General features: G+C 66.2%; 23 protein-coding genes and 1 tRNA gene. 10 read left to right on the forward strand and 14 right to left on the reverse strand.

All coding sequences use genetic code 11. The annotated features are described in order from the left end of the window. On the forward strand, window positions 1–952 hold a 952-nt coding region (locus tag B2R83_RS07825; protein ID WP_292039867.1), incomplete at its 5' end, for a serine hydrolase. Here B2R83_RS07825 and B2R83_RS07830 read toward each other — a convergent pair. Then, the gene (locus B2R83_RS07830; protein ID WP_051996912.1) at window positions 953–1,762 is read right to left on the reverse strand and encodes an IclR family transcriptional regulator; all 810 of its coding nucleotides are present in this window, start codon (window positions 1,760–1,762) and stop codon (window positions 953–955) included. Between the two features lie 136 nt (window positions 1,763–1,898). On the opposite strand from B2R83_RS07830, the gene B2R83_RS07835 reads away from it, so the two are divergent. The 7 genes from B2R83_RS07835 to B2R83_RS07865 all read left to right on the forward strand — a co-directional run bounded on the left by B2R83_RS07835 (window position 1,899) and on the right by B2R83_RS07865 (window position 7,816). Beyond that, window positions 1,899–2,285: a diacylglycerol kinase gene (locus B2R83_RS07835; RefSeq protein ID WP_027865218.1), complete on the forward strand. Its 387-nt coding sequence runs from the start codon at window positions 1,899–1,901 to the stop codon at window positions 2,283–2,285. 113 nt (window positions 2,286–2,398) lie between these two features. Next, on the forward strand, window positions 2,399–3,037 hold the full coding sequence (locus B2R83_RS07840) for a peroxiredoxin (protein WP_027865219.1): 639 nt from the start codon (window positions 2,399–2,401) through the stop codon (window positions 3,035–3,037). A 128-nt stretch (window positions 3,038–3,165) separates the two neighbouring features. After that, window positions 3,166–3,939 (forward strand): sulfite exporter TauE/SafE family protein, encoded by a 774-nt coding sequence (locus B2R83_RS07845; protein WP_036214621.1) that lies wholly within the window; start codon window positions 3,166–3,168, stop codon window positions 3,937–3,939. Window positions 3,940–4,042: 103 nt separating this feature from the next. After that, a complete protein-coding gene (cysT, locus tag B2R83_RS07850) occupies window positions 4,043–4,894 on the forward strand; it encodes a sulfate ABC transporter permease subunit CysT (protein WP_036214623.1) in 852 nt (283 codons plus the stop codon). Continuing rightward, complete coding sequence (cysW, locus tag B2R83_RS07855) at window positions 4,891–5,814, forward strand: sulfate ABC transporter permease subunit CysW (protein WP_036214625.1); 924 nt, start codon at window positions 4,891–4,893, stop codon at window positions 5,812–5,814. The genes cysT and cysW overlap by 4 nt, the downstream gene beginning before the upstream one ends. 2 nt (window positions 5,815–5,816) lie before the next feature. Then, window positions 5,817–6,890: a sulfate/molybdate ABC transporter ATP-binding protein gene (locus B2R83_RS07860; protein ID WP_036214627.1), complete on the forward strand. Its 1,074-nt coding sequence runs from the start codon at window positions 5,817–5,819 to the stop codon at window positions 6,888–6,890. Further along, on the forward strand, window positions 6,887–7,816 hold the full coding sequence (locus B2R83_RS07865; RefSeq protein WP_036214629.1) for a CysB family HTH-type transcriptional regulator: 930 nt from the start codon (window positions 6,887–6,889) through the stop codon (window positions 7,814–7,816). Before B2R83_RS07860 ends, B2R83_RS07865 begins: the two co-directional genes overlap by 4 nt. Window positions 7,817–7,826: 10 nt before the next feature. Here B2R83_RS07865 and B2R83_RS07870 read toward each other — a convergent pair whose 3' ends face one another. The 5 genes from B2R83_RS07870 to B2R83_RS07890 form a co-directional block, all read right to left on the reverse strand. Next, window positions 7,827–8,873 (reverse strand): aldo/keto reductase, encoded by a 1,047-nt coding sequence (locus B2R83_RS07870; protein WP_036214630.1) that lies wholly within the window; start codon window positions 8,871–8,873, stop codon window positions 7,827–7,829. A gap of 11 nt (window positions 8,874–8,884) precedes the next feature. Beyond that, window positions 8,885–9,922, reverse strand: coding sequence for a quinone-dependent dihydroorotate dehydrogenase (locus B2R83_RS07875; protein WP_292039877.1), 1,038 nt, complete (start codon window positions 9,920–9,922; stop codon window positions 8,885–8,887). Window positions 9,923–9,981: 59 nt separating this feature from the next. Further along, the gene (locus B2R83_RS07880; RefSeq protein ID WP_292039879.1) at window positions 9,982–10,710 is read right to left on the reverse strand and encodes an arginyltransferase; all 729 of its coding nucleotides are present in this window, start codon (window positions 10,708–10,710) and stop codon (window positions 9,982–9,984) included. An 84-nt stretch (window positions 10,711–10,794) separates the two neighbouring features. Continuing rightward, a complete protein-coding gene (aat, locus tag B2R83_RS07885; protein ID WP_027865228.1) occupies window positions 10,795–11,523 on the reverse strand; it encodes a leucyl/phenylalanyl-tRNA--protein transferase in 729 nt (242 codons plus the stop codon). 14 nt (window positions 11,524–11,537) lie between these two features. Then, entirely contained in the window at window positions 11,538–12,119 is a 582-nt protein-coding gene (locus B2R83_RS07890; protein WP_036214638.1) for an NUDIX hydrolase, read from the reverse strand. 173 nt (window positions 12,120–12,292) lie between these two features. Between B2R83_RS07890 and B2R83_RS07895 the strand changes: the two genes are divergently transcribed. Both B2R83_RS07895 and B2R83_RS07900 read left to right on the forward strand, forming a co-directional pair. Next, window positions 12,293–12,369 (forward strand) — tRNA-Met (locus B2R83_RS07895). Between the two features lie 187 nt (window positions 12,370–12,556). After that, window positions 12,557–12,970, forward strand: a complete 414-nt coding sequence (locus B2R83_RS07900) for a T6SS immunity protein Tdi1 domain-containing protein (protein ID WP_027865230.1) — start codon at window positions 12,557–12,559, stop codon at window positions 12,968–12,970. Window positions 12,971–12,972: 2 nt separating this feature from the next. Here B2R83_RS07900 and B2R83_RS07905 read toward each other — a convergent pair whose 3' ends face one another. The 8 genes from B2R83_RS07905 to ileS all read right to left on the reverse strand — a co-directional run bounded on the left by B2R83_RS07905 (window position 12,973) and on the right by ileS (window position 22,366). After that, entirely contained in the window at window positions 12,973–13,860 is an 888-nt protein-coding gene (locus B2R83_RS07905) for a DNA-3-methyladenine glycosylase family protein (RefSeq protein WP_036214639.1), read from the reverse strand. 10 nt (window positions 13,861–13,870) lie between these two features. After that, window positions 13,871–14,776, reverse strand: a complete 906-nt coding sequence (locus B2R83_RS07910) for a DMT family transporter (RefSeq protein WP_036214777.1) — start codon at window positions 14,774–14,776, stop codon at window positions 13,871–13,873. Window positions 14,777–14,864: 88 nt separating this feature from the next. Next, window positions 14,865–15,899 (reverse strand): XdhC family protein, encoded by a 1,035-nt coding sequence (locus B2R83_RS07915; protein ID WP_036214642.1) that lies wholly within the window; start codon window positions 15,897–15,899, stop codon window positions 14,865–14,867. 142 nt (window positions 15,900–16,041) lie between these two features. After that, the gene (locus B2R83_RS07920; RefSeq protein WP_292039888.1) at window positions 16,042–17,124 is read right to left on the reverse strand and encodes a M48 family metallopeptidase; all 1,083 of its coding nucleotides are present in this window, start codon (window positions 17,122–17,124) and stop codon (window positions 16,042–16,044) included. Window positions 17,125–17,149: 25 nt separating this feature from the next. Next, window positions 17,150–17,599 carry a dUTP diphosphatase gene (dut, locus tag B2R83_RS07925; protein ID WP_036214647.1) on the reverse strand — a complete coding sequence of 150 codons (450 nt, stop codon included), beginning with the start codon at window positions 17,597–17,599 and terminating at the stop codon, window positions 17,150–17,152. A gap of 17 nt (window positions 17,600–17,616) precedes the next feature. After that, window positions 17,617–18,837, reverse strand: coding sequence for a bifunctional phosphopantothenoylcysteine decarboxylase/phosphopantothenate--cysteine ligase CoaBC (gene coaBC, locus B2R83_RS07930; protein WP_036214780.1), 1,221 nt, complete (start codon window positions 18,835–18,837; stop codon window positions 17,617–17,619). A gap of 43 nt (window positions 18,838–18,880) precedes the next feature. Beyond that, complete coding sequence (gene lspA / locus B2R83_RS07935) at window positions 18,881–19,408, reverse strand: signal peptidase II (RefSeq protein WP_036214649.1); 528 nt, start codon at window positions 19,406–19,408, stop codon at window positions 18,881–18,883. A gap of 69 nt (window positions 19,409–19,477) precedes the next feature. Beyond that, the gene (gene ileS / locus B2R83_RS07940) at window positions 19,478–22,366 is read right to left on the reverse strand and encodes an isoleucine--tRNA ligase (RefSeq protein WP_292039890.1); all 2,889 of its coding nucleotides are present in this window, start codon (window positions 22,364–22,366) and stop codon (window positions 19,478–19,480) included. Window positions 22,367–22,380 lie beyond the last annotated feature (14 nt).

The raw sequence follows: 22,380 nt of genomic DNA on the forward strand, positions 1-22,380 counted from the left end.
CGGCAAGCGCAAGGTCACCTATCATGTGGTGCGCCGCGCCGGCGCCGCCGCCGGCGCCGCGGCCGTGGTCGATCCGCGCACCTTCGGCGATGCCGCCGGCCTGCGCGGCACCCCGGATTCATTGTCCCTGCGTTCGAACGTCGCCTTCGTGCTCGACCAGAACAGCTCCGAAGTCCTGTTCGAAAAGAACGCCCATGTCGCCCTGCCGATCGCCTCGATCACCAAGCTCATGACCGGCCTGGTCGTGGTGCAGGCCGGACAGGACCTCGACGAGGTGCTGCGCATTGCCGACGCCGACGTCGACCGCCACAAGTATTCCAGTTCGCGCCTGCCGGTGGGCACGCGCATGACGCGCCGCGAGATGCTGCACATTTCCCTGATGAGTTCGGAAAACCGCGCCGCTTCCGCACTCGGGCGCCACTACCCGGGCGGCATCAACGCCTTCGTGGCCGCCATGAACGCCAAGGCGCGCAAACTGGGCATGAAGGACACGCGCTTCGTCGATTCGAGCGGCCTGTCGAGCCGCAACGTCTCCAGCGCGCGCGACCTGGCGCGCCTGGTCGCCACTGCCCACGGCGAATCGCTGCTGCGCGAATTTTCCACCACGCCGAATTCGGTCGTGAAGGCGAGCGGCCGGCCGATGCGCTATGCAAACACCAACTACCTGGTGGCGCTGCCGGACTGGAACATCGGCCTGCAGAAGACCGGCTTCATCAACGAAGCGGGGCGCTGCCTGGTGATGCAGGCGGCCATCCACGGCCGCAACGTGATCATGGTGTTCCTGGATTCGAAGGGAAAGATGTCGCGCACCGCCGACGCGGGCCGCGTGCGCCGCTTCCTCGAGGCGCTGGCGCCCGGCAAGCTCGAGGAGCTGGCGCCGGGTACGCTGAGCAATGCCAGCGATGTGCCGGTGATGAGCGCCGCCACAAGCGCGGCGCCGGCACTGCACTGATCAGATCGCCGGGGTAGGGCGGTAGCCCAAGGTTGCCGAGATGCTGGACGCGGTCTGCACCAGGTCTTCCAGCCATTCTTCCTGCAGGCGGTCGGCCGGGGCCGAGATCGACAGGCCGGCCACCAGCTTGCCGCTGTCGTCGTGGATGCCGGCGGCCATGCAGCGCACCCCCAGTTCCAGTTCCTCGTTGTCGCGCGCATAGCCGCGCGCGCGCACCAGGCTCAGCTCGCGTTCGAAGCGGGCCAGGTCGGTGATCGAATTCTTGTTGTGGCCCGCGAGACCGGTGCGGGTGGCATAGGCGCGGATGGTCTTGGCATCGTCGATCGACAGGAACAGCTTGCCGGTCGAGGTCAGGTGCAGCGGCGCCCGGCCGCCGATCGCGCGCACCACCTGCATCCCGGAACGCTCGGAATAGGCACGGTCGATGTAGACGATCTCGTCGCCCTGGCGCACCGACAGGTTCACGGTCTGCTGGGTTTTCTTGTGCAGGGCGCGCATGAAGTCGAGCGCCGCTTCGCGCACCGACAGGCGGCTTTTCACCACATTGCCCAGTTCCAGCAGGCGCATGCCGAGGCGATAGGTGCCCGGCTCGACGCGGTCGACGAAGCGCGTTACCACCATGTCGTTCAGGATGCGGTGTGCGGTTGAGGGATGCAGGCCGGAGACTTTCGACAATTCCTTCAAGCTCACCGGGTCGGAATAATTGGCCAGCGCATCGAGCAGCGCCATCATGCGCTCGATCACCTGGATCGAGGTCTTGCCCGGTGCCGCGGCTGCCGACGTGTCCAACTGAGGGGTTTCCATTTTCATGATGTGGTTGGTGCAGTGCAGTATTGTGTCCCTTTATACCATGATGTGAAACGCCGATGCAAACCGATGGGGTGCAGTGTGCAAGCCAGAGCAAGGGCGGCATAATGACAGTCCTGCATTTAATTTCGAAAAACCAATGGAACACCCGATCAGCGAGTTCAAGACCAAGCGCGGCATCGCCCGCATCCTTGCCGCCTGCCGCAACACCCGGGACGGCCTGGCCTGGGCCTGGCGCAGCGAGGCCGCCTTCCGCCAGGAGATCGTGGTGATCGCCATCGCGAGCGTGGCGGCCCTGCTGCTGCCGGTGTCGGCTTTCCAGAAACTGGTCCTGATCGGCGTGCTGATCCTGGTGCTGATCGTGGAGATCATCAACTCGGCCATCGAGGCCGTGGTCGACCGCATTTCGCTCGAGCGCCATCCGCTGTCGAAAGTGGCGAAGGACATGGGCAGCGCCGCCGTCGCCCTGGCCTTGCTGCTGGCGACGGCCACCTGGGCGGTGGTGCTGTACAGCCGGTTTTTCTAAGGAAGAATGCGGAACAAGCAAATTACAAAGCTGTCGTTTGCCAAACCGCCAAGTGCTCTTAGACTATGCGTTGCAGAAGTAACCCCGTAGTCCAATCACATGGAGAAATGACGATGACCTTACGCCTCGGCGATACCGCCCCCGATTTCGAGCAGGATTCCAGCATCGGCAAGATCCGCTTCCACGAGTGGGCGGGCGATTCCTGGGTGGTGCTGTTCTCGCATCCGGCCGACTTCACCCCGGTCTGCACCACCGAACTGGGCCTGACCGCCAAGCTGAAGCCGGAATTCGACAAGCGCAACGTCAAGGCGATCGCGCTGTCGGTCGACCCGGCCGACCAGCATCGTGCATGGATCAAGGACATCGAGGAAACCCAGCAGACCGTGGTCGGCTTCCCGATCATCGCCGACGCCGACAAATCGGTGTCCACCCTGTACGACATGATCCACCCGGAAGCCTCGGCCACCGCCACCGTGCGCTCGCTGTTCGTGATCGACCCAGCCAAGAAGGTGCGCCTGATCATTACCTACCCGATGAGCACCGGCCGCAACTTCGACGAAGTCCTGCGCGTGATCGACGCCCTGCAGCTGACCGACGGCTACACCGTGGCCACTCCGGGCAACTGGAAGGACGGCGACGACGTCATCATTCCGCTGACCGTGCAGGATCCGGCCGTCATCGAGCAGAAGTATCCGAAAGGCTACACCTCGCCGCGTCCTTACCTGCGCCTGACCCCGCAGCCGAACAAGTAATGCTTCCCCGCGCCGGACGGCTTGTCCGTCCGGCGTGCTCATCCTTCACCGCATAAGCAAATAAGAAACCTGTTGTTTGCCGAACTGCCGAGTCCCCTTACCCTGAGCATTAACTTAGGGGTAATGGCATGTCGACGACGTATATCATCGCGGGTTTTGCAGTAGGGCTGCTGGTCGGTATGACCGGCGTGGGCGGAGGTTCGCTCATGACGCCGCTGCTGACGCTGCTGTTCGGTGTCTCGCCCTCGGTTGCTGTCGGCACCGACCTCGCCTTTGCTTCCATCACCAAGGGTGTCGGCACCGTCACCCACCGTTTCAACCGCACCGTCCAGTGGCAGATCGTCGGCCGCCTGTGCCTGGGCGCCTTGCCGGCCGCGCTGGTGGCAACCCTGGCGCTGAAGCACTTCGGCGGGCTCGATGAAGAGATCGGGCAGCTCATCCGTTATTCGATCGCCGGCTCCGTGATGCTGACCGTGATCGCGCTGCTGTTCCGCGCGCGCATGCTGGCCTGGGTCAACGCCAAACCGGGGCGCCAGCTGCAGGGCAGGGCGCTGACCACCGCCACCGTCGTTTCCGGCGCGGTGCTGGGCGTGCTCGTCACCGTGTCCTCGATCGGCGCGGGCGCCATCGGCGCCACGCTGCTGGTCATGCTATATCCGCGCCTGACACCGGCCGAAGTGGCCGGCACCGACATCGCCTATGCCGTGCCGCTGACCGCGATCGCCGCCGTCGGCCACTGGTGGCTGGGCTCGATCGACTGGATGCTGCTGCTGACCCTGCTCATCGGTTCGGTGCCGGGTATTACGCTGGGCGCCATGGCTGCGCGCAAGGTGCCGGAGCGCTTCCTGCGCGCCCTGCTGGCGACCACGCTGACCGGTGTGGCGGCGAAGCTGGTTTTCTGATCCGTAATAGCTGTTTCCGTCTATGCAAATGAGGAAAGTTTCGTTTGTAATATAAGGGCCGCATGAGATTATGCGTTCCCTTAAGAATTTGTGAAGGGCTTCCATGACCACGCTCGCATTGCCAGCGCGACGATCTCCCGGCCGGGTCATCCCCGGATTCGGCATCTCGCTTGGCTTCACGATTTTCTACCTCGCGCTGATCGTCCTGATCCCGCTGTCGGCGGTCTTCCTGAAGACCTTCACGATGAGCTGGGAGGCCTTCTGGAGCGCCGTCACCTCCGAGCGCGTGATGGCCTCGTACCGCCTCACCTTCGGCGCCTCGTTGCTGGCCGCCTTCATCAACGTCATCTTCGGCGGCATCGTCGCCTGGGTGCTGGTGCGCTACACCTTCCCGGGCAAGCGCATCATCGATGCCCTGGTCGACCTGCCGTTCGCGCTGCCCACCGCGGTGGCCGGCATCACGCTCACCGCCCTGTACTCGCACAATGGCCTCATCGGCGAACAGCTGGCCAAGTTCGGCATCAAGGTCGCCTTCACGCCGCTGGGCGTGCTGGTGGCGCTGACCTTCATCGGCCTGCCCTTCGTGGTGCGCACGGTGCAGCCGGTGCTGGAAGAGGCCGAGCGCGAACTGGAAGAAGCCGCCGCCAGCCTGGGCGCCTCGCCGCTGCAGACTTTCTGGCGCGTGGTGCTGCCGTCGATCGTGCCGGCGCTGCTGACCGGCTTCGCGCTGGCTTTTGCCCGCGCCACCGGCGAATACGGCTCGGTGATCTTCATCGCGGGCAACCTGCCGATGGTCTCCGAGATCACGCCGCTGTTCATCATCACCAAACTCGAGCAGTACGACTACGCGGGCGCCACGGCGATCGCGGTGGTCATGCTGATCATCTCCTTCATCCTGCTGCTGACGATTAACCTGCTGCAGGCATGGACCCGCAAACGGGCAGGCAAGAAATGAGCGCAGTGTTCGACAATCTCCATGCGGCGCAGGACAGCAAAAGCGCCGGCACCCCGGTGCGCCGCCGCAAGACCAACGTGCTGGAGCCGGACTGGGTGCGCTACCTCCTGATCGCGGTGGCGCTGGCTTTCCTGACCCTGTTCCTGTTCGTGCCGCTGGCCGCCGTGTTCACCGAAGCGCTCAAGCGCGGCTGGGACGTCTACCTCGAATCGATCCGCGACCCGGATGCGATCTCCGCCATCAAGCTCACGCTGATCGCGGCCGGCATCTCGGTGCCGCTGAACCTGGTGTTCGGCGTGGCCGCGGCCTGGGCCATCGCCAAGTTCGAGTTCCGCGGCAAGAGCGTCCTGCTGACGCTGATCGACCTGCCGTTCTCGGTGTCGCCGGTGATCGCGGGCCTGATCTACGTGCTGCTGTTCGGCGCCCAGGGCTGGTTCGGCGAGTGGCTGGCCGAGCACGACATCAAGATCCTGTTCGCGGTGCCGGGCATCGTGCTGGCGACGGTGTTCATCACCTTCCCGTTCGTGGCGCGCGAGCTGATCCCGCTGATGCAGCAGCAGGGCACGGAGGAGGAGGAAGCCGCGCTGGTGCTGGGCGCCTCGGGCTGGTCGACCTTCTGGCGCGTGACGCTGCCGAACATCAAATGGGGCCTGCTGTACGGCGTCATCCTGTGTAACGCCCGTGCCATGGGCGAGTTCGGCGCGGTGTCGGTGGTCTCGGGCCACATCCGCGGCGAGACCAACACCATGCCGCTGCAGGTCGAGATCCTCTACAACGAATACAACTTCACGGCCGCGTTCGCGATCGCATCGCTGCTGGCGCTGCTCGCGCTGGTCACCCTGGCGGTGAAGAGCTTTATCGAATGGCGCCTGCACCAGGTACGCAAAGCGGCCGCCGAAGAACGACAGAAGGAAGCCTGAACATGACGATCGAAGTCCAACACATCCGCAAGCAGTTCGGCCAGTTCACCGCGCTCGACGACGTCTCGCTGCAGTTCCCGGACGGCCAGCTGACCGCCTTGCTGGGCCCATCCGGCTGCGGCAAGACGACCCTGTTGCGCGTCATCGCCGGCCTCGAACATCCCGATTCGGGCGCCGTGCTGCTCGACGGCCAGGACGCCTCGCACCGCCACGTGCGCGAGCGCCAGGTCGGCTTCGTGTTCCAGCACTACGCGCTGTTCAAGCACATGACCGTGTTCGAGAACGTCGCCTTCGGTTTGCGCGTCAAGCCGCGCAAGGAGCGTCCGTCGGAACAGCAGATCCGCGACAAGGTGCGCCAGCTGCTCGAACTCGTGCAGCTCGACTGGATCGCCGACCGCTATCCGCCGCAGCTCTCGGGCGGCCAGCGCCAGCGTATCGCCCTGGCGCGTGCCCTGGCGGTGGAGCCGCGCGTGCTGCTGCTCGACGAACCCTTCGGCGCGCTGGACGCCAAGGTGCGCAAGGAACTGCGCCGCTGGCTGCGCCGCCTGCACGACGAGCTGCACGTCACCTCGATCTTCGTGACGCACGACCAGGAAGAAGCGCTGGAAGTGGCCGACCAGGTGGTCCTGATGAACAAGGGCCGCGTCGAACAGCTCGGTGCGCCAAGCGAGGTGTACAACAAGCCGGCTTCGCCCTTCGTCTACGGCTTCCTCGGCAACGTCAACCTGTTCCACGGCCGCGTGCACGAAGGCGTGCTGGCCAGTGGCGAAGCGCAGTTCCAGGCGCCCGAGCATGCGAGCGTCCGTAACGGCGAAGGCATCGGCTACGTGCGTCCGCACGAGCTCGACGTCGCGCGCTATACGCCCGGCGCCGACGGCGTGGTGGCCAAGCTGCGCCGCGCGCATGCGATCGGCCCGCTGGCCCAGCTCGACCTCGAGCGCGCCGACAACCAGCAGCTGATCGAGGCGGTGATCCCGAACGAGCTGTTCTCGAGCCAGGGCTTCAAGGAAGGGGATACCCTGGTGGTCAAGCCGCGCCGCATCGAAGTCTTCGTCGATGCAGGAGAGGGAATATGAACTTCCAGCAGCTGCGTTCCGTGCGCGAGGCCGCACGCCGCGACTTCAACCTGACCGAAGTCGCCAATGCGCTGTTCACCTCGCAGCCGGGCGTGTCGCGCCAGATCCGCGAACTCGAGGAAGAACTCGGCGTCGTGATCTTCGAGCGCAACGGCAAGCGCCTGACCGGGCTGACCCCGCCTGGCAAGGGCATCCTCAAGATCGTCGAGCGCCTGCTGGTCGAGGCCGAGAACCTGCAGCAGGCCAGCGCCGAGTTCGCGGCCCAGGACAGCGGCACGCTCACCGTCGCCGTGACCCACACCCAGGCGCGCTACGCGCTGCCGCAGGTGGTGCAGTCCTTCCGCAACGCCTTCCCGGGCGTGCGCATCGCCCTGCAGCAAAGCGCGCCGGAACACATCGCCGAATGGGTCCTGTCGGGAAAGGCCGACATCGGCATCGCGACCGAAGGCCTGTCGGCCTTCCCGGACCTGGTCTCCTTCCCGTGCTACCGCTGGAGCCACCTGATCGTGGCGCCGGAAGGACATCCGATCTTCAGCTCCAGCCAGCCGCTGCGGCTGGAGGACCTGGCCGAGTATCCCCTGATTACCTACGACGTCGGCTTCACGGGCCGCAGCCACATCGACGCCGCTTTCGTGGAAGCCGGGCTGGCGCCGGATATCGTGCTGACCGCGATGGACTCGGACGTCATCAAGCAGTACGTGTCGCTGGGGATGGGCGTCGGCATCGTGGCCTCGATGGCCTTCGACCATGGCCGCGACAAGGGGATGCGCGCGATCGAGGCCTCGCACCTGTTCGCGCCGAACGTGACGCGCCTCGCCGTGCGCAAGGGCTCGTATCTGCGGGCCTACGCGTATCACTTCATCGAGCGCTTTGCGCAGGGGTATACGCGCTCGGATATCGAGAAGGCCTTGCAGGCGGAGCTGTGAGCAGCCGCGCTCACTGCCCCACGTTCATGTAGCGCGCGTGGATCTCGTCGATCCCCTTGAGCACGTCCGCTGACAGCACCAGGTCGGCCGCGTCGATGTTCTCCTTCAGCTGCGCGATACTGGTGGCCCCGATGATGGTCGACCCCACGAACCAGCGCGAGTAGCACCACGCCAGCGCCATCTGCGCAGGCAGCATGCCGTTCGCGCGCGCCAGCGCCGCGTACTCGGCGGTCGCTGCCAGCACGCTCGGGCGCACATAACGCGGGCTCCAACCCTTCGGGAAGATCGTCAGGCGGCCATGCGCGTTCGGATCGTCGAGATACTTGCTTGTGAGCTGCCCGAAGGCCAGCGGGCTGTAGGCCAGCAGGCTCACGCCTTCGCGGTAGCAGGCCTCGTCCATCAGGCTGGTCTCGAAGTGGCGCGCGGTGAGGTTGTACAGGTTCTGCACCGTGGCGATGCGCGGCAAGCCGCGCTGCTCCGAGCGCTTGATGTACTGGCACACGCCCCAGGTGCTTTCGTTCGATACGCCGACGTGGCGGATCATCCCCGCCCGCACCATGTCGTCCAGCGCCTCGAGCGTCTCATGGATCGGCACTGCCGGCCGTTCGCCTTCCGGATCGAAGCTGTTGGCCCCGAAGATCGGCAGGTTCCGGCTCGGCCAGTGGATCTGGTACAGGTCGATGTAGTCGGTGTGCAGGCGGCGCAGGCTGTCCTCGACGGCAGCGCGGATGTTGGTTGCGTCGAGGTTGTGGTTGGCCCCGCGGATCCAGGGCATCATCTTGTTCGGCCCGGCGATCTTGGTCGCCAGCACCACGTCGGCACGCCGGCCCGTCTTCCTGAGCCAGCTGCCGATATAACGCTCGGTCGAGCCTTGCGTGTCGGGACGCGCCATCACCGGATACATCTCGGCGGTATCGATGAAGTTGATGCCGCGTTCCAGTGCGTAGTCGAGCTGGCTGTGTGCATCGAGCTCGGTGTTCTGTTCGCCGAAGGTCATGGTGCCGAGGCAGACCTTCGACACCATCAGATCGGTTTGTCCCAGCTGCCTGCGTTCCATGCTATCTCCCCTTAGCGGCGCAGCGCGGCCGCGGCGTCGCGGATCAGTGCCGGGCCCGCGTAGATAAAACCGGTGTAGAGCTGCACCAGCTGCGCGCCGGCGGCGATCTTGGCGCGCGCATCCTCGCCGCGCATGATGCCGCCCACGCCGATGATCGGCAGCGCGTCGCCCAGCTCGGCTTTCAACAGGCGGATCACCGTGTTCGACAATTCGAACACCGGCGCGCCCGACAGGCCGCCTGCTTCCTCCCCATGCTGCATGCCCTGCACCGCAGTGCGGCTGAGCGTGGTGTTGGTGGCGATGACGCCGTCGATCTTGTGGCGCAGCAGAGCGCCGGCAATGTTGCGCACCTGATCGCCGTCGATGTCCGGCGCGATCTTCAGCGCCACCGGCACATAGCGCTTGTGCTGGTCGGCCAGGCGCAGCTGCTCTTCCTTGAGTTGGGAGAGCAGGGCGTCGAGCTCGGATTCGCCCTGGAGCTGGCGCAGGTTCTTGGTATTCGGCGAGGAGATGTTGACCGTCACGTAGCTGGCGTAAGGGTAGACCTTGCGCAAGCAATGCAGGTAATCGTCGGCGGCGCGCTCGATCGGCGTGTCGGCGTTCTTGCCGATGTTCAGGCCCAGCACGCCCTGCTTGTCCTGGTAGAAGGTTGATGCCTGCACGTTGGATACAAAAGCATCCACGCCGCCGTTGTTGAAGCCCATGCGGTTAATGATGCCCTGCGCCTGCGGCAGGCGGAAGATGCGCGGCTTCGGGTTGCCGCCCTGGGGGCGCGGCGTCACGGTGCCGATCTCGATCGAGCCGAAGCCGAGCGAGGCCAGGCCGTCGATGTAGGCCCCGTCCTTGTCGAGGCCGGCGGCCAGGCCGACCGGGTTCGGGAAGGTGATGCCCATGACCGTGCGCGGGTCCGGCGCCGGGCGGCCGGACAACTTGGTGAGGCCGAGCGCGGCGGCGCGGCGCAGCAGCGGCAGGGTCAGGTTGTGGGCTTGCTCGGCGTCGAGCGAGAACAGCAGCGGGCGGGCGAGGGAGTACAGAAGCTTGTCGGACATGGAGGACTCATCGTAAGTGACTCCCGCCATTTTACAGCGCCCGGAGGCGCGCAAGTCCCTCAGCGTTCCAGCACGCCCCATACGCCCTTGACGCGTGCTTCGAGCGGACGGAAGTTGATCTTGTAGGCCATCTTCGGACTTTGCTCGATCCAGTAGCCCAGGTAGACGTACTGGAGGCCGAGCTCGCGCGCCTGGTTGACCTGCCACATGACGTTGTAGGTGCCGAAGGACGCGCCCGGCACGTCCGGGTCGAAGAAGGTATACACCGACGACAGGCCATCGGACAGCACGTCGATGATGGACACCATGCGCAGCAGGCCGTCGGGCTCGCGGAACTCGACCAGGCGGGTATTCACCCGGCTCTGCAGCAGGAACTGGGCGTACTGGTCGCGGCTGTCCTGGTCCATGCCGCCGCCGACGTGGCGGGTGGTCTGGTAGCGCAGGTAGAGCGCGTAGTGCTCGTCCGAGAACGCCAGGTTGGCCACCATCGCGACCAGGTCGCCGTGGCGCTTCCAGGAGCGGCGCTGGGTACGGTTGGGCGTGAAATCCTCGCATTTCACGCGCACCGGGATGCAGGCCTGGCAGCCGTCGCAGTAGGGGCGGTAGGTGAAGATGCCGCTGCGGCGGAATCCGTTGCGCACCAGTTCGGAATAGACGTCGGCATTGATCAGGTGCGATGGCGTCGCAACTTGCGAGCGGGCCTGGCGCGCATCGAGGTAACTGCAGGGATAGGGCGCCGTCGTGTAGAACTGCAGCGTAGCGAAAGGCAGGTCATTTAGGTGCGTCATGCAAAAAGCTCTCGAGACGACGTGATGATCCTATTTTAACGAAATCAGGCCGGTGTCACTGTTAGCCAGTCAACGGTGCCGCCTTCAGGGCGCCGCGCCCAGAGGCGGCACAATCTCCCAGCGGGTGATGGCCGGCTCGCGGATGGCCTGGCGCAGGTGCGCCAGGAAGGCGCTGCGCGGAATCGGCGCGGCCCCCAGCGAAGCCAGGTGCCCGGTCTCCTGCTGGCAGTCGATCATCGAGACGCCCTGGCTGCGCAGGAAAGCCACCAGGTAGGCCAGGGCCACCTTGGACGCGTCCGACACCCGGGCGAACATCGATTCTCCGTAGAACATGCGGCCGATGCAGACGCCGTAGGCGCCGCCGACCAGCTCGCCCTCGTAGCGGACCTCGGACGAATGGGCATAGCCCATGGCATGCAGGCCGGTGTAGCCGTCGATGATGTCTTCCGAGATCCAGGTGCCGGGCCCGTCCTTGCGCGGGGCGGCGCAGGCACGCATCACGTCCTCGAAGGCCGTGTCGAAGCGCACGTCCCACGGGCCGCCCTCGAGCCGGCTGCGCTCGACGCGTCTCAGGGTTTTCTTCAGGCTGTCGCTGAGCTTGAAGCGCTCCGTGCGCAGCACCATGCGCGGGTCGGTGCTCCACCACAGGATGGGCTGGCCTTCCGAGAACCAGGGAAAGATGCCGTTCTGGTAGGCCAGCAGCAGGCGCTGCGGCGACAGGTCGGCGCCGGCCGCGAGCAGGCCGGGGGCGTCGATCGTCAGCGCCTCGGATACGTCGGGAAACGGCGATGTCGGCTCGAGCCAGGGGATCATGGCGGGCTCGTGGATCAGTCGGGTTCGCGGGGAGCCAGCATCGGGCGAACGATGTCCCGGCTATGAAAACCGTAGCTGCCGCCCTCGCGCACTTTGACGCGGTCGGCAAAGAAGAGTTCCAGCGTGCTGCGCACCGTCGGGAAAGCCAGCTCGTCCCAGGGGATCTCGTCCTGGGTGAACAGCTGCACTTCCAGGCTTTCCTCGCCCGGCGCGAAATCGAGATTGCGCAGGCGCGCCAGGTAGAACAGGTGGACCTGGTGCACATGGGCCACATTCAGCAGGGTGAACAGCTTGCCGAGTTCGACGTCGGCGCCGGCTTCCTCTTCGGTTTCGCGCACGGCCGCCTGCTCGGTGGTTTCCTCGTTTTCCATGAAGCCGGCCGGCAAGGTCCAGTAGCCGTAGCGCGGTTCGATCGCGCGCTTGCACAGCAGGATCTGTAGCTTGCCGTCCTGTTCCCAGACGGGGATCGAGCCGATGACCAGCTTGGGATTCTGGTAGTGGATCGCGTGGCAGTTGGGGCAGACGTAGCGCGGCCGGTTGTCGCCTTCGGGGATTGCCAGGGCGACAGGATGGGCGCACTCGGAACAGAATTTCATAGGTCAGCGGCAGGTTGAGATTGTGCTTACTTTACACTGAATTGCCGACCCTGGGCCGCTGCCGGCGCGTGCAAAAGTGCTCACGGCCGAGCGCCGTCGTGCTGCAATCGCCTATCAGGGCAGGATTGCATTTGCCTAAAAGACCGTTTCGGCGTATAATTCATTTCATCAGACGCGGGGTGGAGCAGTCTGGCAGCTCGTCGGGCTCATAACCCGAAGGTCACAGGTTCAAATCCTGTCCCCGCAACCAGAATTCAGGGCCGTTGATTCGCAAGGATCAACGGCCTTTTGTTTTTCGCTCGTCATACGGGCTCATACAAGAGCCATGTCAAACCGGACGCAAGCGTCCGGAATGTTGTCGAGCCTGTCTTGTCCAACAGGCGAAACAGCCGGCGCCGGCACTCGGCGCGGGCCTGCGAACCAATGGGGCAGACCACATGATCAACGTAGACGACATCAACGACGCCTGGGGCTGGGTCGGCTTGACCGCTGTCGAGGTCCTTGGGTCCAATGCATTCGGCAACCTCATCATCCGCGACGACGAAGGGCGCTACTGGCGCCTGCGTCCGCAAGACCTGTGCTGCGAGCCGGTCGCCGACAGCCGCGCCGCGCTCGACGCGCTGGCGTATAACCAGGATTTCCTGAACGACTGGTACATGCCGGAAGTCGTGCACCTGGCCGAATCCACGCTCGGCCCCCTGGTCGAGGACCGCAAATACTGCCTCAAGATCCCGAGCGCGCTCGGCGGCCACTACGGACGCGACAATCTGGCCACGGTGCCGCTGCCGGAACTGATCCGTTTTTCGGGGGAGAGTGCGCAGCAGTTCGACGACTTGCCGCGCTGGAATTGAACCTAAGCGGTGGTGTCGCTGAGGCTGGCCCACAGGTAGGCCGCCGCCATCGTGCGGTGCGGCGCATAGCGTTCCAGCAGGCGCTGCGTGGTCGGGATGTCCGGACGCGCCTCCCCACCCAGCAGGCGGTGGAAGGCGGTGCGGATGGCCACGTCGCCTTCCAGCGAACAGTCCGGGTAGCCATAGCCGCGCAGCAGGGCGTAGTTCACGGTCCAGGGCCCGATGCCTTTGACGGCCAACAATTCCTGCACGAGCTCGTCGACGGGGCGTCCGCGGTCGAGCACGAGCTGGCCGTCGACGACGAGCCGGGCCAGGCGCAGCAGGGTCTCGGCTTTCGAGCGCGAGAACTTGCGGCTGGTCAGGTCTTCCAGGGCGAGGCCGGCAACGCCGGCCGCTTCCGGATAGCAGCACAGGCCGCTCGCATGGACCCGGCCCGCGAGCTGGATCAAGGTGCGGCGCAGCGAGATGGCAAACGGCAGATTGATCTGCTGGCCGATGATGGCCCAGGTCAGGGCCTCGAACACGCTTGCCGACTGGACGATGCGCAGGCCCGGCTGGCGCGCCACGACCGGGCCCAGCGCCGGATCATTGCGCGCGAACGCGGCAAACGCGGCCGGGTCGATGCGCAGGCCAAGGATACTCAGCAAGGCCTCGCGCGCCTGTGCCAGCAGTGCCGGCGTCACATCGCCATCGGCATCGATGCAGCAAGCGGCCGTGTCGCGACCGAAGCGCACTTCCAGCACCACGGGCGTGCCGCCCAACAGCACACCCTTGCGCAGGCCTTCGGGCGACACTTGTTCCGCAATGGCTTCCGCATCCCGGCTGTGAAAGGCCAGCACGTCCTCGCTGCGGTAGCCGGCCGGCAGGTCGAGCATGATCTCGGTGCGCATCGCGATGTCCCTACTTGGCTTGCGCGGCAGGCGCGCGCAGGAAGGAGGGCACGAAGCCGGTCACCAGCGCCGTGCCCACCAGCACGATGCCTGAGCCGAGCAGCGTGTGCCAGCCGATCACCTCGTGCAGGAAGATCGCCCCCCACAGGATGCCGAACATCGGGTTCAGGAAGGTCACCGTGAGCGCCGAGGTGGTGCCGACTTCCTCGATCAGCTTGAAGTAGAGGATGTAGGCGATCCCGCTACAGACCACGCCCAGCGCGAGCACCGCGGCCCAGATGCCGGCCGTGGGTATGCCCGGCGACGGGAAGAAGGGCAGGGCCGGGATCACGAACAGGGTCGCGGCCCACATCGAGCCGTGCGCATTGGCGAAGGGCGGCACCGCCTTGGCCGACTTGGCGTACTGGCTGGCGATGCTGTAGCAGAAGGCCGCCACCAGCGCTGCCGCGATCGCGACCGCGGCGCCGGGGCGCTCCGACACATGGTCGAAACCGACCAGCAGGCCTACGCCGACCGTGCCCAGCACCAGGCCGAGGCCGGTGCGTGCCGACACGCCCTGGCGTGCCCAGACGGCGCCGACCAGCGCGCCGAACATCGGCGCGGTGGCGTTCAGCACCGACAGCACCGAAGCGGACAGCGTGCGCGCGGCGAAGGCGAACAGCAGGAAGGGCAGGGCCGAGTTGAAGAAGCCCAGCATCAGGTAGTGCTTCCAGTGCTGGCGCAGGTCGAGCGGGGTTCCCTTGCCGCGCCGGCGCATCACCCAGGCCACCCCTAGCAGGAAAAGGGCCGCGAACAGCACCCGGTACTCGATCAGCACGGCGGGGCCGAGCACAGGCGCGGCGATGCGCATGAAGAGGAAGGAACCGCCCCAGATGGCGGCCAGCGCCACCAGGCGCAGCATGTTCACGGTATTCATCGGGACGAGCGGGACAAAGGGTGGATTGTGGCGGCGGGGCGCATGCCGCGCCATCCGCTTCTTGCTGTCGAATGCGGGCCGGACCGGCTCACGCGGCTGCGCTGCGCAGCACGCTGCAGGCCGCCGTGCCCGCCGGCTGGAGCGCCGCCGCCGCAGTGGCGTGCGGCACCAGCAGGGCGGCAGGTACGCCGTTCTTCACGGCGGTCATTTCGGCCATGATCGAGACCGCGATCTCGCTCGGAGTCTTGCTGCCGATGTAGATGCCGATCGGGCCGTGCAGGCGCGCCAGCTGGGCTTCGCTGAGGTCGAACAGCTTGAGGCGCTCGCGGCGCTTGTCGTTGTTCAGGCGCGAGCCGATCGCGCCGACATAGAAGGCCTCGGACTTGAGCGCCTCCATCAGGGCCAGGTCGTCCAGCTTGGGGTCGTGGGTCAGGGCGACGACCGCGCTGCGCGCATCCAGGCGCGCCTCGATCACCAGGTCGTCGGGCATGGCGTGCACCAGTTCCACGCCCGCCAGGTTCCAGCCGCTGCGGTATTCCTCGCGCGGGTCGCACACGACCACGCGGTAGTCCATGCCGCTGGCGATCTGCGCCAGGAAGCGCGACAGCGGGCCGGCGCCGATGATGTACAGGCGCCAGCGCGGGCCATGGATGGTGGCCAGCACGCCATCCTCCACGCGCTGGATGGCGCCGGCCTCGGCGCGCGCCAGGGTGACGGCGCCGGTCGCCAGCTCCACGCGGCGTTCGACCAGCTCGCCTTCGTGCAGGCGCGCCAGCAGTTCGCGGATGCGGCTGCTTTGGGATAGCGGCTCGATGGCCAGCTCGATGGTGCCGCCGCAGGGCAGGCCGAAGCGGTGCGCCTCGTCGGCGCTGATGCCGTAGCTGACGATCTCGGGACGCGTCAGCTCGATGCCGTTGCGGCGCACCTTCTCGATCAGGTCGTCCTCGATGCAGCCGCCCGAGACCGATCCGACCACGCTGCCGTCGTCGCAGATGGCCAGCAGCGCGCCGATCGGGCGCGGGCTCGAGCCCCAGGTCTTGATGACCGTCACCAGCTGGCAGCGGCGGCCGCCGGCGAGCCAGGCGTCGCAGGTCTTCAATACGTCGAGGTCGATGCTGTCCATGGCTGTGCTTTGTGGTCGGGAAGGGCAATGATACAAAAAACGCGGCAAGCCTGCCGGACGGCGGGTTAGTCGGGTGCCTGCAGACAGCCGAAACAAACGCGGACGCACCAGGCGTCCGCGTTCGGTGGGAAGGATTGGCAGCTCAGGGTGTCAGCGGCTTGTTGGCCGACTTCTTGGCCTTGACTTCGGCCACCGCCTTGTCGATCGCGGCCATGCGCTGGGCCAGCGCCGGGTGGTTGGCGGTATGGCCGTTCAGCACCGTTGCCGGATAGGTTTCCGCGAAGCGCTTCCAGAACCCGGAGATGCCCTCGACACGGTAGTCGGCGCGCGCCAGCAGGTAGACCGCGAGGCGGTCGGCCGCGCTGTCGAGCGTGGACGGCATGGACTTGATGCCGCCGCTGCCGATCAGCATCGAAGTGTCCGGCGCGATCCGGGTGAGGTTGTCGATGATGCTGCCGATGGTGGCGGCATTGCGCTGGCTGGCCGCGTGGTTCAGCATGTTGTGTGCCATCGTGTGCGCCACCACGTAGGCCAGCTCGTCGTCGTTCTGCACGAAGCCCATCATGCCGCGCGTGACCATCACGCGCTGGCCGTCGGCATAGGCGTTGACGTTGTCCGCGTTGCCCAGCTCGATGCCGAAGGCGCAGGCGCGGGTCACGGGAACCGTCACGTCGCGCTGCGAACCGCGGCGCTCGATGGTCAGCGGCAGGCTGGCCTGCTTCGCGACGATGGGGCCGAACACGGCGCCGGCCTGCGACAGCGCGTTCGGGCCGGTGGGCAAGGGCTTGCCGCCGGCGGCCACCAGCTCGTCGCCGTTGCGCAGGCCGGCCTTGGCGGCGCCGCTGCCGGCCAGCACATTGGTGACCTGCAGGCGCTCGCCCATGCCGAGCACGGCGTGCGCGGCGTCGTTGTAGCTGCCGGGGTAGGTGTAGCGGTTCTTGGCGGTGAAACCGAGCAGGTTGCGCGCGTGGCGCGTGCACAGTTCGGCATTGTCGATGAGGAGGGGCGCGGCCACCTTGTACAGGCGGTCCTGCAGGCTTGCCATCCTGGTGAGGGTCTCGGCTGCCGCCGCCATCTCCGGTGTCACTTGCGGAATCTCGGGCGCCGTCTGCCCCGGCGGGAGCGGCTGGCCCGGTTGCATCGGTGCCTGCGTGGCGCAGGCCGAGAGCAATACTGCGGCGGCGATTCCCAGCGCAGTCTGGCGCAAACGATTAATGCGGAACATGGTCCTCCTTATCGAATCTTCTTTGTCATTGCTTGCCGGTGCTGCCGAACCCTCCGGCGCCCCGTTCGCTCGATGCGAACTCCTCCACCACGTTGAAGCCCACCTGCAGCACGGGCACGATCACGAGCTGGGCCAGCCGGTCGAGCGGCTGCAGCGTGAAGCTCGCGTGGCCGCGGTTCCAGGTGGAGACCATCAGCTGTCCCTGGTAATCGGAGTCGATCAAGCCTACCAGATTGCCGAGAACGATGCCGTTCTTATGGCCGAGTCCACTGCGCGGCAGGATCATGGCCGCATAGCCCGGGTCGCCGATGTGGATCGCCAGGCCGGTCGGCACCAGGGTCGTCTGGCCCGGCTCGATGACGAGCGGGGCGTCGATGCAGGCGCGCAGGTCCAGCCCCGCGCTGCCGGGCGTGCCGTAGGCCGGCAGCAGCTCTTTCATGCGTGGGTCGAGGATCTTGAGGTCGATATTCTTCATTCTTGTACTTGCTTTGCTTAGGTCAGGAGCGATCGCTGTTCGAGGCGTTTCGCGATTTCGGAAACGAGCTGGCGCGCCAGGCTCAGCTTGTCGGCGCGCGGCAGCACGGTATGGCCGCTCTCGTCGAACAGGATGATGGTGTTCTCATCCTGCCCGAAGGTCTGGGGGCCGATATTGCCCACCAACAGGGGAATGCCTTTTCTCTCGCGCTTGGCGGCGCCGAATTCCATCAGGTTCTCGGACTCGGCGGCGAAGCCGACGCAGTAGGGCCAGCCGGACAGCGAGGTGGTGGCAGCGACCGAGGCCAGGATGTCGGCGTTCTGCACGAACTCCAGCTGCGGCGCACCGCCGCCTTCCTGCTTCTTTATCTTCTGGCCGCTGGCATTCGCCACCCGCCAGTCGGCCACCGCCGCCACGCCGATGAAGACGTGCTGGCCCGTTACCCCGGCCATCACGGCGTCGTGCATTTGCTGGGCGGTGAGCACGTCGATGCGGCGCACGCCGTGAGGCGTGCTCAGGGAGGTCGGGCCGCTGACCAGGGTGACCTCGGCGCCGGCTTCGCGCGCCGCGCGCGCCACCGCATAGCCCATCTTGCCCGAGGAGAGGTTGGTGATGCCGCGCACCGGGTCGATCGGCTCGAACGTGGGCCCGGCCGTGATCAGGACGCGGCGCCCCGCCAGCACCTTGTGCTGGAAGGAGGCGATCAGTTCCTCGACCAGTTCTTCCGGCTCGAGCATGCGGCCCAGGCCGGTCTCGCCGCAGGCCTGGGAGCCGGCCGCCGGGCCGAACAGGCAAATCCCATCTTCGACCAGCTGTTTCACATTGCGCTGGGTCGCCGGGTTCTCCCACATCTCGACGTTCATCGCCGGCGCCACCAGCAGCGGCACGCGCCGCGGACGGGCCACGCACAGGGTCGACAGCAGGTCGTCGCAGGCGCCGTGCGCCAGCTTGCGGATGAAGTCGGCCGAGCAGGGCGCGACCAGGATGGCGTCGGCGTCGCGCGTGAGGTCGATGTGGGCCATGTTGTTGGCCATGCGCGGGTCCCACTGGTCGGTATAGACCGTCTGGCCGGACAGGGCCTGCATGGTCACCGTGCCGATGAAGTGGGTGGCGGCCTCGGTCATGACCACCTGCACGCTGGCGCCTTCCTTGACGAGGGAACGGCACAGTTCCGCCGCCTTGTAGCAGGCCACGCCGCCGCTCAGGCCGAGGACGATCTTCTTGCCCTTGAGGTCCATGCTCATGATGACTCCGGATTCAGCTCAGTTGATGCGTTGGTGCTTACGACTTGTTCACGCGCCGCAGTTCGTCCAGGACGAACAGGAAGGCGCCGACCGAAATGCCGATGTCGGCGATATTAAAGGCCGGGAAGTGGCCGATGCCCCGCCAGTAGAAGTCGAGGAAGTCGATCACGTGGCCGTGCACGACGCGGTCGATGCCGTTGCCGATGGCGCCCGCCATGATCAGGGCCAGCGCGAAGCAGAACAGGCGCTGGCTGGCGTTCTTCTTCATCATGTACAGGCAGAAGCCCACCGCGCCGATGGCGATCGCCAGGAACAGGTAGCGCTGCCAGCCGCTGGCGTCGCCGAGGAAGCTGAACGCCGCGCCCGGGTTGTAGACCTTGATCAGGTTGAAGAAGCTGGTGATCGGCAGCGTCTCGGCATAGGCGAAGGTGCGCTCGACGGTAAGCTTGGTCACCTGGTCGAGCAGGACGATGATCGCCGCCAGGCCGAGCCATGGGAACAGGCTGGCGGAAGGCTTGTAGAGGGGCTTGGCGCCCGGAGAAGCTTTTTTGGTTTTGGTGGCCATGGTGTCAGGTCGGTGCCCGCCATGCCGGCCCCAGGGGCGGCATGGCGGTGGAACCCCGTGAGGGGAAGGTCAGGCGTAGCGGCGGGCTTCGCCGCTGCCGAACAGGTTGCTGGTGCAGCGGCCGCACAGGCCGGCGTGCGCGTGGTCGTGGCCGACGTCGCGGCGGTAGTGCCAGCAGCGCTCGCACTTTTCCGCTTCCGACGGGGTCACGGTCACCGCTTCGTTGGCGGCGTCGGCCACCTGTTCCACGCTGGCCTGCGAGGTGATGAACACGAACTTCAGGTCATCCTCGAGGCTGGCCAGCAGCTGGAATTTCTCGCCCGCAGCCTTGATCGCCAGTTCCGCCTGCAGCGAGGAGCCGATGGCGCCCGAGGCGCGCACTTCTTCCAGCTGCTTGGTCACGCCGGCACGTACTTCGCGCAGCGCGGCGTACTTGGCCAGCAGGGCTTCGCCGTCCGCGATGTCCGGGAAGGTCCACAGCGTTTGCGTGAAGATGGTCTCGTCGCTCTGCGCATAGGCCTGCTGGCCCGCGAACACGGCCCAGGCTTCCTCGGCGGTGAAGGACAGGATCGGCGCCATCACGCGCAGCAGCGCATGGGCGATGTGCCACAGCGCGGTCTGGGCCGAGCGGCGCGCCGTCGACTCGACGCCGGTGGTGTACAGGCGATCCTTCAGGATGTCGAGGTAGAAGCCGCCCAGGTCTTCCGAGCAGTAGTTCTGCAGGCGGGCGACCACCGGGTGGAACTCGTAGCGCTCGAAGTGGCCGGCAATGTCGGCCTGCAGCTGGGCCATCGCGGCGATCGCGTAGCGGTCGATCTCGAGCAGCTCGGCCACCGGCACCGCGTCCTTGCCTGGATCGAAGTCCGAGGTGTTCGCCAGCAGGAAGCGCAGCGTGTTGCGGATGCGGCGGTAGGATTCGGTGACGCGCTTGAGGATTTCGTCGCCGATCGACAGCTCGCCCGTGTAGTCGGTCGAGGCCACCCACAGGCGCAGGATGTCGGCGCCGAGGGTATCGGAGATCTTCTGCGGCGCCAGCGTATTGCCGAGCGACTTCGACATCTTCTTGCCGTTCTCGTCGACGGTGAAGCCGTGGGTCAGCAGCGCCTTGTACGGCGGGCGGCCGTTGAGCATCGAGGAGGTCAAGAGCGAGGAGTGGAACCAGCCGCGGTGCTGGTCCGAGCCTTCCAGGTAGAGGTCGGCCGGGAAGGCGGATTGTTCCTTGTGCGAGCCGCGCAGTACGGTCTGGTGGGTCGAACCCGAGTCGAACCACACGTCCAGCGTGTCCTTGTTCTTCTCGTAGTTGGCGGCGTCCTCGCCCAGCAGTTCGCTTGGGTCGAGCTGCTGCCAGGCTTCGATGCCTTTCGCTTCGATCAGCTTGGCGACCTGCTCCAGCAGCTCCGGGGTGCGCGGATGCAGCTCGCCGGTTTCCTTGTGCAGGAAGAAGGCCATCGGCACGCCCCACTGGCGCTGGCGCGACAGGGTCCAGTCCGGACGGTTGGCGATCATGCCCTGCAGGCGCGCCTGGCCCCAGTCCGGGAAGAATTGGGTCTCGGCGATGCCGGCCAGCGCGGTTTCGCGCAGGGAGGGGCCGCCGTCCTTCGGGGTGACGTCCATGCCGGCGAACCACTGGCTGGTGGCGCGGTAGACGATCGGGGTCTTGTGGCGCCAGCAGTGCATGTAGCTGTGGTCGAACATCTTCAGTTCGAACAGGGCGCCGGCGCCGCGCAGGGCTTCGCAGATCGGCTTGCTGGCTTCCCAGATGGTGAGTCCGCCGAACAGCGGCAGGGTCGAGGCGAAGCGGCCGTCGCCCATCACCGGTTTCAGGATTTCGTCGTCCTTCATGCCGTGCGCCTTGCAGGACTGGAAGTCTTCCAGGCCATAGGCCGGCGCCGAGTGGACCACGCCGGTGCCGCTGTCGGTCGTGACGTAGTCGGCCAGGTAGACCGGGGAAGTGCGGTCGTAGAACGGGTCCTGCGCGTGCAGCGGATGCTTGAAGCGGATGCCTTCAAGCTTGGCGCCCGGGGTGGTGGCGATGACGCTCCCTTCCAGCTTGTAGCGCTGCAGGGTCGCTTCGACCAGGTCCTGGGCCAGAATCAGCAGCAGCGGCTGGCCGTCACGTTCGGCCTGCACCAGCGCGTACGTCACTTCCGGGTTGGCGTTCAGGGCCTGGTTCGACGGGATGGTCCACGGGGTGGTGGTCCAGATCACGATGAAGCCATTCGTGGTCGGCAGCTGCGGCAGGCCGAAGGCCGCGGCGACTTTTTCCGGTTCCGCGAACGGGAAGCCGACGTCGATCGCCGGGTCGCGCTTGTCCTGGTATTCGACTTCCGCCTCGGCCAGCGCCGAACCGCAGTCGAAGCACCAGTTGACGGGTTTGAGGCCGCGGTACACGTAACCTTTTTCCAGCAGCTTGCCGAGGGCGCGCAGCTCGTCCGCCTCGTTACCGTAGGCCATGGTCATGTAGGGGTTTTCCCATTCGCCCAGCACGCCCAGGCGGATGAAGCCGGCGCGCTGGCGGTCGATCTGCTCGAGCGCATAGGCGCGCGCCTTCTGCAGCACCTCGGCGGTCGGCAGGTTCTTGCCGAACTGCTTTTCGATCTGGATCTCGATCGGCATGCCATGGCAGTCCCAGCCCGGCACGTAGGGCGCGTCGAAGCCGGCCATGGTGCGCGATTTGACGACCATGTCCTTCAGGATCTTGTTGACGGCGTGGCCGAGGTGGATGTCGCCGTTCGCATACGGCGGGCCATCGTGCAGGATGAACTTCGGACGGCCGGCCGCCGCCTTGCGGATGCGCTGGTAGATCTTCTTGTCCTGCCACTGCTTGACCCAGCCCGGCTCGCGCTTGGCGAGGTCGCCGCGCATCGGGAAGGGGGTGTCGGTCATGTTGACCGGGTATTTGCTCTCTGGCTTGGCACCCTTCGGGGCCTTGTTCTGGACGGGTTTGGTATCGGACATAAGGTTTTTCTCTA

Source organism: Massilia sp. UBA6681 (assembly GCF_002454935.1).
Lineage (GTDB): Bacteria > Pseudomonadota > Gammaproteobacteria > Burkholderiales > Burkholderiaceae_D > Telluria > Telluria varians.

Excerpts from the sequence above, each read along its gene's own strand:
- B2R83_RS07830 (WP_051996912.1), bottom strand. The coding sequence starts at position 1,762 with ATGAAAATGGAAACCCCTCAGTTGGACACGTCGGCAGCCGCGGCACCG.
- B2R83_RS07835 (WP_027865218.1), top strand. The coding sequence starts at position 1,899 with ATGGAACACCCGATCAGCGAGTTCAAGACCAAGCGCGGCATCGCCCGC.
- B2R83_RS07840 (WP_027865219.1), top strand. The coding sequence starts at position 2,399 with ATGACCTTACGCCTCGGCGATACCGCCCCCGATTTCGAGCAGGATTCC.
- B2R83_RS07845 (WP_036214621.1), top strand. The coding sequence starts at position 3,166 with ATGTCGACGACGTATATCATCGCGGGTTTTGCAGTAGGGCTGCTGGTC.
- cysT (WP_036214623.1), top strand. The coding sequence starts at position 4,043 with ATGACCACGCTCGCATTGCCAGCGCGACGATCTCCCGGCCGGGTCATC.
- cysW (WP_036214625.1), top strand. The coding sequence starts at position 4,891 with ATGAGCGCAGTGTTCGACAATCTCCATGCGGCGCAGGACAGCAAAAGC.
- B2R83_RS07860 (WP_036214627.1), top strand. The coding sequence starts at position 5,817 with ATGACGATCGAAGTCCAACACATCCGCAAGCAGTTCGGCCAGTTCACC.
- B2R83_RS07865 (WP_036214629.1), top strand. The coding sequence starts at position 6,887 with ATGAACTTCCAGCAGCTGCGTTCCGTGCGCGAGGCCGCACGCCGCGAC.
- B2R83_RS07870 (WP_036214630.1), bottom strand. The coding sequence starts at position 8,873 with ATGGAACGCAGGCAGCTGGGACAAACCGATCTGATGGTGTCGAAGGTC.
- B2R83_RS07875 (WP_292039877.1), bottom strand. The coding sequence starts at position 9,922 with ATGTCCGACAAGCTTCTGTACTCCCTCGCCCGCCCGCTGCTGTTCTCG.
- B2R83_RS07880 (WP_292039879.1), bottom strand. The coding sequence starts at position 10,710 with ATGACGCACCTAAATGACCTGCCTTTCGCTACGCTGCAGTTCTACACG.
- aat (WP_027865228.1), bottom strand. The coding sequence starts at position 11,523 with ATGATCCCCTGGCTCGAGCCGACATCGCCGTTTCCCGACGTATCCGAG.
- B2R83_RS07890 (WP_036214638.1), bottom strand. The coding sequence starts at position 12,119 with ATGAAATTCTGTTCCGAGTGCGCCCATCCTGTCGCCCTGGCAATCCCC.
- B2R83_RS07900 (WP_027865230.1), top strand. The coding sequence starts at position 12,557 with ATGATCAACGTAGACGACATCAACGACGCCTGGGGCTGGGTCGGCTTG.
- B2R83_RS07905 (WP_036214639.1), bottom strand. The coding sequence starts at position 13,860 with ATGCGCACCGAGATCATGCTCGACCTGCCGGCCGGCTACCGCAGCGAG.
- B2R83_RS07910 (WP_036214777.1), bottom strand. The coding sequence starts at position 14,776 with ATGAATACCGTGAACATGCTGCGCCTGGTGGCGCTGGCCGCCATCTGG.
- B2R83_RS07915 (WP_036214642.1), bottom strand. The coding sequence starts at position 15,899 with ATGGACAGCATCGACCTCGACGTATTGAAGACCTGCGACGCCTGGCTC.
- B2R83_RS07920 (WP_292039888.1), bottom strand. The coding sequence starts at position 17,124 with ATGTTCCGCATTAATCGTTTGCGCCAGACTGCGCTGGGAATCGCCGCC.
- dut (WP_036214647.1), bottom strand. The coding sequence starts at position 17,599 with ATGAAGAATATCGACCTCAAGATCCTCGACCCACGCATGAAAGAGCTG.
- coaBC (WP_036214780.1), bottom strand. The coding sequence starts at position 18,837 with ATGGACCTCAAGGGCAAGAAGATCGTCCTCGGCCTGAGCGGCGGCGTG.
- lspA (WP_036214649.1), bottom strand. The coding sequence starts at position 19,408 with ATGGCCACCAAAACCAAAAAAGCTTCTCCGGGCGCCAAGCCCCTCTAC.
- ileS (WP_292039890.1), bottom strand. The coding sequence starts at position 22,366 with ATGTCCGATACCAAACCCGTCCAGAACAAGGCCCCGAAGGGTGCCAAG.